Source organism: Nocardiopsis kunsanensis DSM 44524 (assembly GCF_000340965.1).
In the GTDB taxonomy this organism is placed as follows: domain Bacteria; phylum Actinomycetota; class Actinomycetes; order Streptosporangiales; family Streptosporangiaceae; genus Nocardiopsis; species Nocardiopsis kunsanensis.
In genome coordinates, this window is the sequence record NZ_ANAY01000001.1 from 292,184 (window position 1) to 305,234 (window position 13,051).

A 13,051-nucleotide genomic window follows, 5' to 3' on the forward strand; every position below is an offset into this window, starting at 1 on the left:
CTCCCCACTCACAAACTGCGAGCCCTGCTGGGTCGGTGTTGTTGATGGGGTCACACATCGCATAGGTGGTGTTGTTGAGTTCCTGCCGCGACGGGTCCGGCCGGGTGAAGTTCATCGTGAACGTGTCCAGGAACCGGTGGGACAGGTGCACCGTCCCGTCCAGGAACTGGTACGCACCCGTGTAGCCGAACGCGTTCAAGTCCCCGACCCGGCTGTCTTCGATGGTCTCACTGGACTGCTCGCCGTAGGGGCTTGTACTCATACACCGCGTCCGGGTCGTCGTTCTCCGCACCCTCAGCGGTCAGGGCCAGGTGTTGACGGCCGCGAAGATGTCAGTGGGTTCGGCCGTGAAGATGTCACTGGCCAGTTGTCCCATCGTTTGGACGACGGCGACGCCGTCGACCGCGGCCTGGACGTCGTCCTCGGTGAGCAGGGTGTAGATCCGCGCCCCTTTGTCGCGGCCGATGGCCTGGCCGCGAACGCTCCTTGAAGCGGAGAGGTCAGTCGGTGGCTGTGACACCGATGCCCTGCCGCCACTGCTCCGGATAGGCGGGGACGGGCCGAACGAGCTCCAACACTGCACTGAGCCACAGCGGCAGTGCCGCGATGAGCCCTGCGATGAGGGTCCAGGCCGTCCCGGCCGGCACGAGGAAACCTGCGGCGAGCACGGAGAAGTAGACGACGGGGAAGGCCCAGCGGGGCCAGATGTGCCGCGGCTGCTGCAGGAAGGGGGCGACGGTGCTGCGCTGGAGGCGGCGCCAGAACCCGCCGAGCACCGGCGGCAGCAGGAACAGCCACAACACCGTCCAGATCGAGGGACCGTCGGCGGTCTGGGTGGCGGGCAGGAGCGTCGCCCACAGGGCGGCACAACCGGCGGCGAGGAGCCCGAAGGCGCCCGCAGAGGCCGCGTAGACGCGTCGCAGCCTGCGTACCTGCGCCCAGTGCTGCCGCCAGGCCTCCTGCGACAGCACGGTGCCGAACAGCGCCTCCAGCCGGGCCCAGGTGGCCGACGCCTGTCGGGCCGGCCCCCGTGGCGGCTCCATGGTGCGCATGCCCATGTTCACCATCGCGTGCACGACTCCCATGACCTTCCACCTTTCCGCTCCGGACCGCACGGCGTGCGAAACCCTGGATAATGTTACTCTTTCCGGCGTTCCGGGTCCTGGCGGTCTCCCGGAGGCACACGGCCGCCGATCGCGCTGAAGGGCAGGGGCATGGATTCTGTTCAACGAGCCGAGGCGCTCACCGACTTCGCCGTCGCCGGTCCCGAGGACGCCGAGAGGTTCCACGCGGCCGTGGAGCACGCCCGGGAGCGGGTAGCAGGGCTGGGGGCGCGGGATCCCGACCGGGCCTTCGCACTGTTCGCGCTGGGAACCGGGCTACGGGCGCTGTTCTCCGCCAACGAGGAGCCGGCCATTCTGGAGGAGGCCGTCACCACGCTGCGCCGCGCGGTGCGCGCGTGCGAGCGTGAGGACCCCGACCTGCCGCAGTACCTGACCGAGTTCGTCGTCGCGTTGTGCCATCGGGTGGAAGGCGGCAAGGCCGACGTCATCGATGAGGCGCTCACCCATGCCCGCCGTGCCGTGGAACTCACTTCCGCCACCCACCCCCAGTATCCCAGCAGGCTGACGCTGCTGGCAGGTGTACTGCGCTTTCGCGCGACCACGGGAAGCACCGCACCCGACCGACAGGCCCTCGACGAGGCGCTGATGCTGCACCGCCAGGCCCTGGAGGGCGCGGTGGACGCCGATCCGGTCTATGCGCGTTACCTGCGGGCCTACGCGCAGACGCTGCTCGTCCAGGCGAGGGCCGAGGGCGACCACACGATCGCGCATGAGGCCGAGCACACCTGCTACACCGCGATGCGCCGCGCCCACCCCTACGATCCGCTGCCGGGACTGCTGCTGGCCACCGCCCAGGAGGCCCAGGCCGTCCGCGGCGCCCTGATGTGAGGGGTGGCCGTACGCACTGGTGGCACCACGGTGATCTTGCTTTGGTTCGGTGGAGGACGAAGCAGGGAACCGCTGTTGTGAGGCAGTCCGCGTCAGCGGAACCGGACCCTCAGGTCCGGTCGAATCCCCCTCCTTGCTTCAAGAGGGGCGAGGTCAACACCCCGGCTGGAAGCGCTTCGAGGAGCAGTCGGCCGTGGACCGGCACATCGCGTGGATCCGCGACGTCTACCGCAAGACGTTCGCCTCCAGCAGTCGGTCGAACTGCCCGAGTAGGCGCCGAGCCCACCCGCGGCCGTCCGGTTCAGCCTTCTCCCCGAGCGCTCACCGTCAGCGCAGGAGGAGACGGAGGACGAGTACTGACATCCCCATGCTCGTTGCTCACTGACAAGTCGGTGCTCGATCCACTGACATCTGTTGACGGCTACGAGGATGACAGTGGATGCGGCCATGAGGATGTCAGCGGTCGGATGCATCAGGAGACGCACTCGGGTCTTCCTGCTGGCCGTTCTCATCGTTGGCCGGCCGCCAGTGCTCAGGCAACCCCACCACTCCCTGTTCTCCGCGCTCCATCGCCTCCAGTAGCCCGCCGGGGCACGCACCCGAGGCCGCGCTGAGATCCACTGTCCCGCCCGAGAACACCGCCCCGTTGAAGGGCACCCTCCCGCCAGTGAAGTGGGCTCCAACCAGGTGGCCGCCATCGAAGACGGCGCCAGTGAAGTCGTAGTCCTTGCCGCGCCAGCGGGTGTTCTCGCGTAGGTGGTTGCCGATGATGCGGATGATGGTGTGGCGCACCTCGCGGAACGAGGCGAACTCCAGAACCCGTCTTCGATGTTCCTCCCGGGCCGCCTGTTGTTTCTCACGTTGGACGTCGTCAGGTTCGGTGCTGCGGAGCCAGCTGAGGTCGATGACTGTGGTCGGTGATGCCGATGGTGGGACGGGCTGGCCGGGTTGTTCGGAAGGAGCGTCGGGGCGGGGTGTGTAGGGCATGCGCAGGTAGGCGCATAGCACGTCGATGACCATCTGCACCAGCTCGTCGGAGGGGGCGTCATCAGCACCGAGCGCCGCCTACGCCTTCTACCGAGGCAACGCCGCCGCCGTGCACCGCGCCCGCCGCGCGGCCATCAAGGGCGAACCGGAGCCCGGCGGGACCGCTCTGCCCGAGGAGTTCGTCCAGGGCTGGCACGGTGCCGGGCCGGTCGCCGAACGCACACTGCTCTGAGGCGCGGAGCTCCAGAAGTTCTTACCCATTTTCCAATGAAGGCATTTCTTCTACTCCACTACTGTCACCCATTTCTAGAATGTGAGCACTGAAAATGCCACAAGGACTGCAAATCCTACACCAAAAATGGCAGCACTGACCTCCAGGTATCTCACCTGACTGCTTTTGTTTCTTTTGGCGCGCTCTCGGATTATGAGAATAATACTCATTGCGAGTAAGCAAATGCATGCAGCGGAGAAGAGAGTCATTGGAAACCCGGTTCAGACGGAAGTTGCCATGTCATACGCCAGGCATCCAACAGTAACCACGCCCATAGCTATGTGGACTGGCGTTCCACCAACTCCGAGCACTGCGGATGCAGCCGAGAGCTTCAGCATGTAGATGGTGGCTCCCCAACAAGCTGCCTGAGGGGCAGGCACGTTCGACAACCCGGTGGGGTCGGTGATGGAGCCGGGTTGGTACCAGTTCTCCCAGTCGACGGTGGTGACGCGGTCCTGGGTGTCCACGACCGAGGCCAGGTCGCCCTCGGGGTCGTAGCGCATCCGGTGGGTGTGGCCGTTGCGGTCGGCCTGGGAGTACCACCAGCCCTGGGCGGTGAAGGTCCAGACCTGGTCGGCGTACTCGCCCCGGTGGAAGGTCAGGGCGTAGTGGCCGTTGTCGAGCTCTTCCAGGTCGGCGTTGAGTCCGGCCGGGGAGGTGAAGGAGCCCTCGCCCTCGACGTCGAAGCGCTCGCAGTAGCCGGAGGGGCCTTGGAAGATGAGGGAGTTGCTGAAGATCTGCAGGCCCACGTCGCGCCCGTGGGAGAGGGTCCAGCCGTCCTGGCCGTCGGTGGAGTTGTAGAAGCTGGAGACCGACAGGTCCAGTCCGGTGCCGGCCGTGGTCAGGTTCCGGTGTTGGAGGAGGAGGTTGCCGGTGGCGGTGTTGACCGCCAACTCGAGGCGGTCGCTGACCTGGTGGCGCTCCAGCGGGTACCAGTCCTGGATTCCGCCGTTGCCCCAGTTGGCGCAGGTGTCCGCCAGGGTTTCCTCGCCCTGGGGGGCTGCTTCGGTCTCGGTCCCGGGCGGGGTCCAGGGTTCTTCGGGCGGGTCTCCGCCCGAAGGGTCGGTGTCGGCCTCGCCCGGTTCCCAGGTCTCCGGGACCGGGACGGTACGGTCGGCCGGGGAGTGGGGATCATCGTCGGCCCAGGCCGGGGGGCGTACAACAGACCGGTGACCAGGGGCGCGGCCGCTGTGGTGGCCACAGCGGCACGCGGTAGGTGCCATCTCACGGGGGATGCTCCATGCAGAGGGGGCAGGGGGACAGAGACGCCTGTCCACAGAAGCAGTTTCGGTCCCATCGCTGAACAGGCGCCCCGGCGACAGTAAGAGTTCTTACCAGTCACAAAAAGCACACCCAGAGTCACATACATGACTTTCAGTGATTGTCAGCCTGAGCAGGCTTGAGAGAGCGAGCATCGGACGGCCACCCGTTTGCCGAGCTCACGCAGAACAGACCAAACCCTCCACCCGCCCCGCACAGTGCTCCCCAACCGTCCTTCAGAGCGCATACACCAAGGGTGGCCGCATGCGGCCACGGACAACAATCCTCTTGTCCGGTGATCAAGCAAGCACCCCGGAAGAGTCGGCGGCCCAGGACGGGGACGCCTTCCGGCCCTGCACCCGGGACCGCACCGAGGATTTCTGGTCCCCGCAGCAAGGCCCCGCCGCTGACCGCTCTGTTCCCGGGAACGGGTCCGGAGAAAGACCTCAGAAGGAGAATGCGCGACGGGCGTTCTCGGCCACCGCGGCGGCGAGCCCGTCCTCGTCCATGCCCTTGGTCTCCGCCAACGAGCGCAACGTGTACGGCACCAGGTAAGGCGCGTTGGGGCGCCCCCGGTAGGGCTTGGGTGTGAGGAAGGGCGCGTCGGTCTCCACCAGGATCCGCTCGGCCGGGGCCGCCTTGGCCGCCTCACGCAGGGACTCGGCACTGGCGAAGGTCACGTTCCCGGCGAAGCTCATGTAGTAGCCCTGCTCGGCGCAGACCTTGGCCATGTCGGCGTCGCCGGAGAAGCAGTGGAAGACCACTGTCCCGGGTGCGCCCTCTTCGCCCAGCACACGCAGCACGTCCTCGTGGGCCTCGCGGTCGTGGATCATGAGCGCCTTGCCGGTGCGCTTGGCGATGTCGATGTGGCGGCGGAAGGACTCCTCCTGCGCGCGTTTGCCCTCGGGCCCGGTACGGAAGGTGTCCATGCCGGTCTCACCGACCGCGACCACGTGCGGCAGCGCGGCCAGTTCGGCGATCTGCTCGACCTCGCGCTCCAGACCCTCGATGCCGACGCCCGCGCGGGCCTTGCCGGCCCAGTCGGTGTCGTCGACCTCCACCCCCTCGGCCCCGTCCCCGTGCACGATCCGCGGGGCCTCGTTGGGGTGCAGGGCCGCGGCCGCCCACACCCGTCCGGGGTGGGCCTCGGCGACCTCGGCCGCCCACTTCGACGACGGCAGGTCCACACCGACCTGCAGGAGCGGAGTCACACCGACACTCTCGGCGACCCCGATGATCTCCTCGACATCGGGCGTCTGCATGTCCATGTGGGTGTGGCTGTCGGCCACGGGGACACGCAGGGGCTCGGGGACCGGCGGAGGCGTCTGTCTGTTGCGTTCGTCGACGGCCTTGCCGCTGCGCTTGCCCATGCTGTCTGGTCCTTCCACGAAGGCGCCGGCGGGCGGTGCGCTCGGGGCGCCCGCCCACCGGCGCGGGTCCGGTGCTGCTGCTCGGTTCAGTCGATCTCGCCGCGCAGGCGCGCCAGTTCCTCCTCGACCACGGACTGGTCGAGCTTGGCGAAGAGCGGCCGGGGCCGCTCCAGCGGCGTGCCCGGGGTGATCGCCACCGAGGTCCAACGCGCGACGTCCTCGGAGTAGTCCCCGGTGATGACCGTGTAGTCCACGGCCTCCTCGGAGCCGCCGATGGTGTCGTGGCCGGTGGCCAGGTACGGCATGCCGCTCCACTGGCCCTGGCCGCCGAGCATGGCGTGCACCTTGTTGGCCGACTCGGGCAGGAACGGCGTGAGGAGCGTGTTGGCGTCCTTGACCAGCTGCAGGGCCACGTGCAGGACGGTGGCCATCCGCTCCGGGTCGGTCTTCTTGAGCGCCCACGGGGCCTGGTCGGAGATGTACTTGTTGGCCTCGGCGACGGTGCGCATGGCCTCCTGCAGGGCGGCCTTGAACTGCGAACGCTCCAGGCGTGCGCCGACGGTGTCGAAGGCCGCGCGGGAGGCGGCCATGACCTGCTCGTCCTCCTCGGTGAGCGCGCCGGGCTCGGGCACGTGCCCGATGTTCTTGGCGGCCATCGAGATGGAGCGGTTGACGAGGTTGCCCCAGGCGGCGACCAGCTCGTCGTTGTTGCGGCGCACGAACTCGGCCCAGGTGAAGTCGGTGTCCTGGGTCTCGGGCCCGGCGGCCATGATGTAGTACCGCAGCGCGTCGGCGGAGTAGCGCTTCAGGAAGTCGCGCACGTAGATGACGACGCGGCGCGAGGAGGAGAACTTCTGCCCCTCCATGGTGAGGAACTCACTGGAGACGACCTCGGAGGGCACGTTCAGGCCGCCGAGCGGGCCGGGCTCGCCGCCCCGGTCGCCCTCGCCACTGGCGCCCAGGAGGATCGCCGGCCAGATCACCGAGTGGAAGACGATGTTGTCCTTGCCCATGAAGTAGAAGGAATCGGCCTCCTCGCTCTGCCACCACAGGCGCCAGGACTCCGGATCCCCCGTGCGCCGGGCCCACTCGATGGAGGCCGACAGGTACCCGATGACCGCGTCGAACCACACGTACAGGCGCTTGTTGGGGTTCTCGTCCCAGCCCTCCAGCGGGATGGGCACACCCCAGTTGAGGTCGCGGGTGACCGCGCGCGGCTGGAGGTCCTCCAGCAGGTTCATGGAGAACTTGAGGACGTTGGGCCGCCAGCCCACCCGTCGCCTGCCACCGCCCTCAACGGACTCATCCGGCGCAGCCCCATCACTTTCCTTGCCCTTGAGCCACTCCCCCATCACGTCCGCGAAGGCCGGCAGGTCGAGCATGAAGTGCTCGGTGTCGATGAACTCGGGCGTCTCACCGTTGACGCGCGAACGCGGTCCGATGAGGTCGATGGGGTCGAGCTGGTTGCCGCAGTTGTCGCACTGGTCGCCGCGGGCGCCGTCGTAACTGCAGATGGGGCAGGTGCCCTCGATGTAGCGGTCCGGCAGGGTGCGGCCGTTCGAGGGCGACACGGCGCCCTTGGTGGTGTGGGTGAAGACGTAGCCGTTCTCGTAGAGCGTGGTGAACAGCTGCTGGACGACGGCGTAGTGGTTTCCGGTGGTGGTGCGGGTGAAGAGGTCGTAGGAGAGCCCGAGCCCGACCAGGTCCTCGGCGATGACCTGGTTGTAACGGTCGGCGAGCTCCCGCGGGCCGACACCCTCCTGGTCGGCCAGGACCTGGATGGGGGTGCCGTGTTCGTCGGTGCCGCTGACCATCAGCACGTGGTTCCCCGACATTCGCTGGAACCGGGAGAAGACGTCGGAGGGGACTCCGAAGCCGGACACGTGGCCGATGTGGCGCGGTCCGTTGGCGTAGGGCCAGGCGACCGCGGTCAGGATGTGGCGTTTCGACGACATGCCCCAAGACTAAAGGTGCCCGGGCACGGCGCGGTACTCCTGCACGAAGGCCTGTGCACGACGGGGACCTGTGCACAAGCCTCCCGTCCGGGGCCGGAGAGGGAGGTGGTTCCTGAGCGGCCGGGCGTTGCCCTTATGCTCGGCTGCACGACGGCACGTGCCGCCGGGGCCCGTGGCGTCGAGACGAGACAGCCCCGGCCCTTCACGCGAGGCGGTGGTCACCACGGTTACCCGTGCTGTACCCCGTCCTGCCCGATGCACCACGGCTCTGGTCGCGAGCGTGGTGCTGCTCGTCGTCCTGAGCGCGCCCTCGGCCTCATGGCTGCAGGTGCGCCCGGCGGAGGGGGCCATCCCCTCCTACGGCGTGGCAAGTGTGTTGCACGACCCGCACGACCGCGGCGCGCAGGCCGCCGCGGCTTCGGCCGACCGGGGCGAGGACGCCGACGAACAGGTCACGTTCTCGGCCTCGTCGGTCTGCGATCAGCGTTCGCCCGTGCGCGACCTCCCCGACGCGCTCCCCAGCCGCATGCTGCGGCTGGTGCTGTGGGACCAGCCCTGGTGGCCGAGCGACCCCCCGCGCGTCGACCCCGTTCCCGAACTGGGCGTGCCGGAGGACCTGCCACCGACCCGGGCTCCGCCTCTCACCGCGTCCACCGCCACCTGACCATCCCCGGCTCACCACCCCCGACACGGTTCGTACCGGGTGAGGGGCCGGTCACCCGTAACCGCAGTGAGAGGTTCACCCCTTGTCCAGTCAAACGGGATCGGGGGCGCGCTGGACGCGCGCTCTGATATCCCTACTCGTCATCGTCGTCGCGTTCGGCGCGGCGTGGTTCATCCCGCCACGGCTCGGCCTCGACCTGAGCGGCGGTACACAGATCGTTCTGGAGACCCAGGACGGCAAGGACGGCACGGTCGCCGACTCCGAGAACACCGACCAGGTCCTGGAGGTACTGCGCCAGCGCATCGACCGCCTCGGTGTCGCCGAGGCGAACATGTCGCGTTCCGGTGAGAACCGGATCATCGTCGAGCTCCCCGGTGTCCAGGATCCGGCCGAGGCGGCCGAGATCGTCGGCCAGACCGCCCAGTTGACGTTCCACCCCGTCCTGGGTGTGGAGCAGCAGAGCGGCCAGGGGATGCCCGGAGGCGGCATGCCCGGCGGTGGGATGCCCGGAGGCGGCATGCCGGGCGGCGGCATGCCCGGCGGCGGAGGCGACTCCGCCCAGGCACCGGCCGACGAGGCCCGCGTACCCTCCGACGGCGGAGGAGAAGGCGGCGGGGGAGAAGCCCCGCCCGAGGGCGGGATGCCCGAAGGCATGGAGGACCTCGAGGGCATGATGCCGCCCCAGCAGCAGGGCGGTGGCGGCCAGCCGGCCGAGAACCCCGAGGACGTCGTCACCACACTCACCGACGACGAGGGCACACCGCTGCAGCTCGGTGAGGCCCAGATCCAGGGCGACCAGGTCGCCAGCGCCGAGTCCCTGCTCAACCCGGAGAACCGCTCGCAGTGGCAGGTCAACGTCGAGTTCGAGGGCGAGGGCCGCGACCAGTGGGCGAACCTGACCGGTGACGCCGCTTGTAACCCGGTGGGCGACCCCAAGCGCCGTGTCGCGATCGTGCTCGACGAGCAGATCATCTCGGCACCGCAGGTCAACGAGGACATCGGTTGTGACGTCGGTATGCCCGGCGGTTCCACGACCATCACCAGCCAGGACTTCACCGCGGAGACCTCCGAGGAGCTGGCGGTGCTGATCGAGGGCGGTTCGCTGCCGCTGCCGGTCACCGAGGTCCAGCGCCAGACGGTCGGCCCGACCCTGGGCGAGGAGGCCATCAACGCCAGTGCGATCGCCGCGGTGCTGGGCATCGCCTTCACCGCGCTGTACATCACGGTCGTCTACCGCCTCGTCGGTTTCCTGGCGTCGCTGGCGCTGGCCTTCTACACGCTGATCGCCTACGGCATGCTCGTCGGGATCGGGGCCACACTCACCTTGCCGGGCCTGGCCGGTTTCGTGTTGGCGATCGGTATGGCCATCGACGCCAACGTGCTGATCTTCGAACGAGCGCGTGAGGAGTACCAGCGCCAGAGCAACAACTACGAGGCCAACAAGTCGGCCGGGCTCAAGGACGCCACCGACGACGAGACCGAGGACGCCGAGGCGGGTGTGCTCAAGCGGCGCAGGCGCCGTGCGATCCCGCCGAACCTGGAGAAGGGCTTCGTCGAGGGCACCAAGAAGGCCTGGAGCGCGGTCCTGGACACCAACATCACCACGCTCCTGGCCGCGGCGCTGCTGTTCTTCTTCGCCTCCGGCACCGTTCAGGGCTTCGGTGTGACCCTGAGCATCGGTACCGTCGCGTCGATGATCTCGGCGCTGGTCATCGCCCGGGTCTTCGTCGAGTGGGCGGTGCGCCGCGCCGTCATCAAGAAGCACCCGGCGATCACCGGTATCAGCCGTATCGGCAGGGTCCGCGAGTGGCTGGTCCGTAAGAACCCGGACCTGATGAAGTTCCGCAAGTACGGCCTGATCGTGGCGGCGCTCATCGTGGTCACGGCCGTGGCCGCCCCGTTGGTCCGCGACATCAACCTCGGTGTGGAGTTCACCGGTGGACGTGTCATCGAGTACGACGTCACCGGTGACCAGTCCATCAGCGTGGACGAGGCACGCGACGTCGTCTCCGCAGCGGACTTCCCGGGCTCGGGTACCGCTGTGGTGCAGGAGTCCGGCGACGCCGACCTGTCGGTGCGCACGGGCGACATCAACGACGACGAGATGGCCGGCATCACCGAGGCGCTGTCGGACGCGACCGGCGGTGTCGAGGTCTCCTCGGACAACTTCATCGGCCCGAGCATGGGTGAGGAGTTGCGCAACCAGGCGATCATCGCCCTGGGACTGGCGCTGATCGCGCAGATGGCCTACCTGGCCTGGCGTTTCCGGTGGTCCTTCGGTGTCTCCACGATCCTCTCGCTCGGCTTCAACATCCTCCTGGTCGTGGGGATGTTCATGTGGCTGGGCAAACCGATCGACGGGATCTTCCTCGCCGCGACACTGAGTGTCATCGGTTTCACCGTCAACGACACGGTGGTGGTCTTCGACCGTGTCCGCGACGAATGGGCCAAGGACGAGAAGTCGAAGTTCTCGGCCATCGCGAACCGGGCGATCATCAACACCCTGCCGCGTACGGTCAACACCACGGTCGGCGCGTGGATCATCCTGGGCTTCCTCACCTTCCTGGGTGGGTCCTCGCTCCAGGACTTCTCCATCGCCATGCTGGTGGGGCTGACCACGGGTGTGGTCTCGACCGTGTTCGTCGCGGTGCCGCTGTCGATCTGGTTGCAGCGGTGGGACAGGACCCCGCCGCCGCACGTGCTCCGTGAGCGCAAGGCCAAGCAGCGCAACGCCGCGAAGGCCGCACGCGACCAGGACGACGGCGCCGTGGTCTGACGCCTCCCCAGAGGTGCACCACACACACCGGGCCCGGTCTCCCCTTCGTCGGGAGGCCGGGCCCTCGTGCGTCCGCCCTGGGGCGTCAGCTCTGTTGCTGGGCCGCCTGAACCCCTTCGGAGGCCTGCACGAGCACGAAGCCCTGCCCCTCCAGGGCGAGCTGGAAGGCCTCGCCGCTGCCCCGGCCGATGATCGCGCCCGCCTTGAAGGTGCTGCGCACGCTGGTACTCAGAGTGCTGGACCAGGCAACGACGGCCTGGGTGTCGACGAACGTGGGCTGGTCGACGTTCAACAGCACGGGCGAGCCGTGGCAGACCACGGCCACCCGGCCGGAACCGGTGAAGACGGTGTTGAAGAGCCCTCCGGCGACCATGCCGGCGCCCTTGACCTGGCCGATGTCCCAGTCGAGGCCCGACTCGAAGGCCAGGACGTTGGCTCCGTTGACTGTGAGGGACTCGTTCTCCAGGTCGATGAGGTGGACGTCCCAGGCCTCGTGCGCGAGGAACACGTCGCCCCGGCCGGAGACACGCATGAGTGGCAGCCCCTCACCCGTGAGGGCCTTTTTGAAGAACCGCCCGACACTGCCGGATCCCTGGTAGGAGAAATCGACATCGCCCTGGTAGGCGACCATGGACCCCTGGCGGGCGAGGAACTCCCCCTCCAGGCCCACCTTGAGCATCTTTCGGTTCTGCAGGTGCATGCCCCGGTAGGCGCTCTCCTGTGCCTTCTCGAACAGTTGGCTACGCACAGCTCTCCCTCTCTTCGGCGCGTGGTTCAGGGGCTCCGATGCGCCGGGTGCGTTCCGGTTCCTTCGTCCCGTTACGGGCGGACACGCCTCAGTACTGGGAGGACGTCTCGCCGATGCCGTGCACCAGGTCGTAGACGTGCCGTTTGCGCACCCCGGTCTCCTTGGCCACACGGGCGATGGCGTCCTTGCGGCGCACGCCCTCCTCCTCCAGGTCGGCCACGGCCGCTCTCAGGTGTTCGTCGCTCGTGTCGGCGGGTGCGCGCCCCGCACCCTCCACCACGACGGAGATCTCCCCGCGCACTCCGGCCCCGGACCACTCCGCGAGTTCGGCCAGAGTGCCGCGACGGACCTGTTCGTGGGTCTTGGTGAGCTCCCGGCACACGGCGCCGCGGCGGTCGGCGCCGAAGGCCTCGGCCATCGCGGTGAGGGTGGCGGCGATGCGGTGGGTGCTCTCGAAGAAGACCATGGTGCGCCGTTCAGCAGCCATGTCGTCCAAGTAGCGGGCCAGCCCCTTGCGGGGCGGGAACCCTTCGAAGCAGAACCGGTCGGTGGGCAGGCCCGAGACGACCAGTGCGGTGGTCACGGCGGAGGGCCCGGGGATCGCGGTGACGGGGATGCCCTCCTGTGCGCAGGCCGATGCCAGCCGGTAGCCCGGGTCGGAGACCCCCGGCATGCCCGCGTCGGTGACCACGAGGACGTCGCCGCCCTCTCTCAGCCCGGTGAGGAGTTCTGCGGAGCGCTTGGGCTCGTTGGCGTCGTAGTAGGAGACCACGCGGGCGCCCTCCTCCCCGCCGATCCGGATCCCCGCGCGTCCGGCGAACTGCTTCAGACGGCGTGTGTCCTCGGCCGCGACGACGGCCGCGGACTCCAGCGCGCGCAGAAGCCGAGGTGGTGCGTCCTCCAGGTTCCCGATCGGCAACCCCGCGAGCGTGAGCGTCCCGAACCGCCGCTCATCACCGACTCCCTCAACCACTGTGATCCCCGTTCTCTCGCGCTACGGTTGGCCTGTCACGCCACCCGAAACCTGGTTTCGTGGTCCGTCCGGAACACGGACCGCCATCTTTCGTC

General features: G+C 68.3%; 12 protein-coding genes and 1 pseudogene. 4 read left to right on the forward strand and 9 right to left on the reverse strand.

All coding sequences use genetic code 11. The features are described from left to right. Nucleotides 1-79 precede the first annotated feature (79 nt). The 3 genes and pseudogenes from D456_RS27350 to D456_RS26250 form a co-directional block, all read right to left on the reverse strand. A pseudogene (locus D456_RS27350) lies at nt 80-262 on the reverse strand (hypothetical protein); the annotation flags it as partial. Between the two features lie 39 nt (nt 263-301). Then, nucleotides 302-520 carry a hypothetical protein gene (locus D456_RS26245; RefSeq protein WP_017574353.1) on the reverse strand — a complete coding sequence of 73 codons (219 nt, stop codon included), beginning with the start codon at nt 518-520 and terminating at the stop codon, nt 302-304. Next, on the reverse strand, nt 501-1,085 hold the full coding sequence (locus D456_RS26250) for a hypothetical protein (protein ID WP_017574354.1): 585 nt from the start codon (nt 1,083-1,085) through the stop codon (nt 501-503). The genes D456_RS26245 and D456_RS26250 overlap by 20 nt, the downstream gene beginning before the upstream one ends. A gap of 129 nt (nt 1,086-1,214) precedes the next feature. Here D456_RS26250 and D456_RS0101380 point away from each other — a divergent pair, with 129 nt between their 5' ends. Then, complete coding sequence (locus D456_RS0101380; protein WP_017574355.1) at nt 1,215-1,952, forward strand: tetratricopeptide repeat protein; 738 nt, start codon at nt 1,215-1,217, stop codon at nt 1,950-1,952. Nucleotides 1,953-2,408: 456 nt separating this feature from the next. Here the strand turns inward: D456_RS0101380 and D456_RS27355 are convergent, their stop codons facing one another. Then, nucleotides 2,409-2,978, reverse strand: a complete 570-nt coding sequence (locus D456_RS27355; protein WP_239643748.1) for a hypothetical protein — start codon at nt 2,976-2,978, stop codon at nt 2,409-2,411. Between D456_RS27355 and D456_RS0101390 the strand changes: the two genes are divergently transcribed. Next, complete coding sequence (locus D456_RS0101390) at nt 2,965-3,171, forward strand: hypothetical protein (protein ID WP_017574357.1); 207 nt, start codon at nt 2,965-2,967, stop codon at nt 3,169-3,171. The genes D456_RS27355 and D456_RS0101390 overlap by 14 nt on opposite strands. A gap of 260 nt (nt 3,172-3,431) precedes the next feature. Here D456_RS0101390 and D456_RS25345 read toward each other — a convergent pair whose 3' ends face one another. From D456_RS25345 to metG, 3 genes are all read right to left on the reverse strand, one after another. Then, entirely contained in the window at nt 3,432-4,433 is a 1,002-nt protein-coding gene (locus D456_RS25345) for a DUF6531 domain-containing protein (protein WP_017574358.1), read from the reverse strand. A 483-nt stretch (nt 4,434-4,916) separates the two neighbouring features. After that, nucleotides 4,917-5,840 carry a TatD family hydrolase gene (locus D456_RS0101400; RefSeq protein ID WP_017574359.1) on the reverse strand — a complete coding sequence of 308 codons (924 nt, stop codon included), beginning with the start codon at nt 5,838-5,840 and terminating at the stop codon, nt 4,917-4,919. An 86-nt stretch (nt 5,841-5,926) separates the two neighbouring features. Continuing rightward, nucleotides 5,927-7,795, reverse strand: coding sequence for a methionine--tRNA ligase (metG, locus tag D456_RS0101405; protein ID WP_017574360.1), 1,869 nt, complete (start codon nt 7,793-7,795; stop codon nt 5,927-5,929). Between the two features lie 283 nt (nt 7,796-8,078). Between metG and D456_RS26780 the strand changes: the two genes are divergently transcribed. Next, nucleotides 8,079-8,459: a hypothetical protein gene (locus D456_RS26780; protein ID WP_017574361.1), complete on the forward strand. Its 381-nt coding sequence runs from the start codon at nt 8,079-8,081 to the stop codon at nt 8,457-8,459. Between the two features lie 82 nt (nt 8,460-8,541). After that, nucleotides 8,542-11,235 carry a protein translocase subunit SecD gene (secD, locus tag D456_RS0101415; protein WP_017574362.1) on the forward strand — a complete coding sequence of 898 codons (2,694 nt, stop codon included), beginning with the start codon at nt 8,542-8,544 and terminating at the stop codon, nt 11,233-11,235. An 85-nt stretch (nt 11,236-11,320) separates the two neighbouring features. On the opposite strand, the gene D456_RS0101420 is transcribed toward secD, so the two are convergent. Beyond that, entirely contained in the window at nt 11,321-11,983 is a 663-nt protein-coding gene (locus D456_RS0101420; RefSeq protein WP_017574363.1) for an AIM24 family protein, read from the reverse strand. An 88-nt stretch (nt 11,984-12,071) separates the two neighbouring features. Continuing rightward, nucleotides 12,072-12,956, reverse strand: coding sequence for a 16S rRNA (cytidine(1402)-2'-O)-methyltransferase (rsmI, locus tag D456_RS0101425; RefSeq protein ID WP_040698431.1), 885 nt, complete (start codon nt 12,954-12,956; stop codon nt 12,072-12,074). Nucleotides 12,957-13,051: the final 95 nt, after the last annotated feature.

Bases quoted from the DNA above. Each gene is read 5' to 3' on its own strand.
- D456_RS26250 (WP_017574354.1), bottom strand. From the start codon at position 1,085: ATGGGAGTCGTGCACGCGATGGTGAACATGGGCATGCGCACCATGGAG.
- D456_RS0101380 (WP_017574355.1), top strand. From the start codon at position 1,215: ATGGATTCTGTTCAACGAGCCGAGGCGCTCACCGACTTCGCCGTCGCC.
- D456_RS0101390 (WP_017574357.1), top strand. From the start codon at position 2,965: ATGACCATCTGCACCAGCTCGTCGGAGGGGGCGTCATCAGCACCGAGC.
- D456_RS25345 (WP_017574358.1), bottom strand. From the start codon at position 4,433: ATGGCACCTACCGCGTGCCGCTGTGGCCACCACAGCGGCCGCGCCCCT.
- D456_RS0101400 (WP_017574359.1), bottom strand. From the start codon at position 5,840: ATGGGCAAGCGCAGCGGCAAGGCCGTCGACGAACGCAACAGACAGACG.
- metG (WP_017574360.1), bottom strand. From the start codon at position 7,795: ATGTCGTCGAAACGCCACATCCTGACCGCGGTCGCCTGGCCCTACGCC.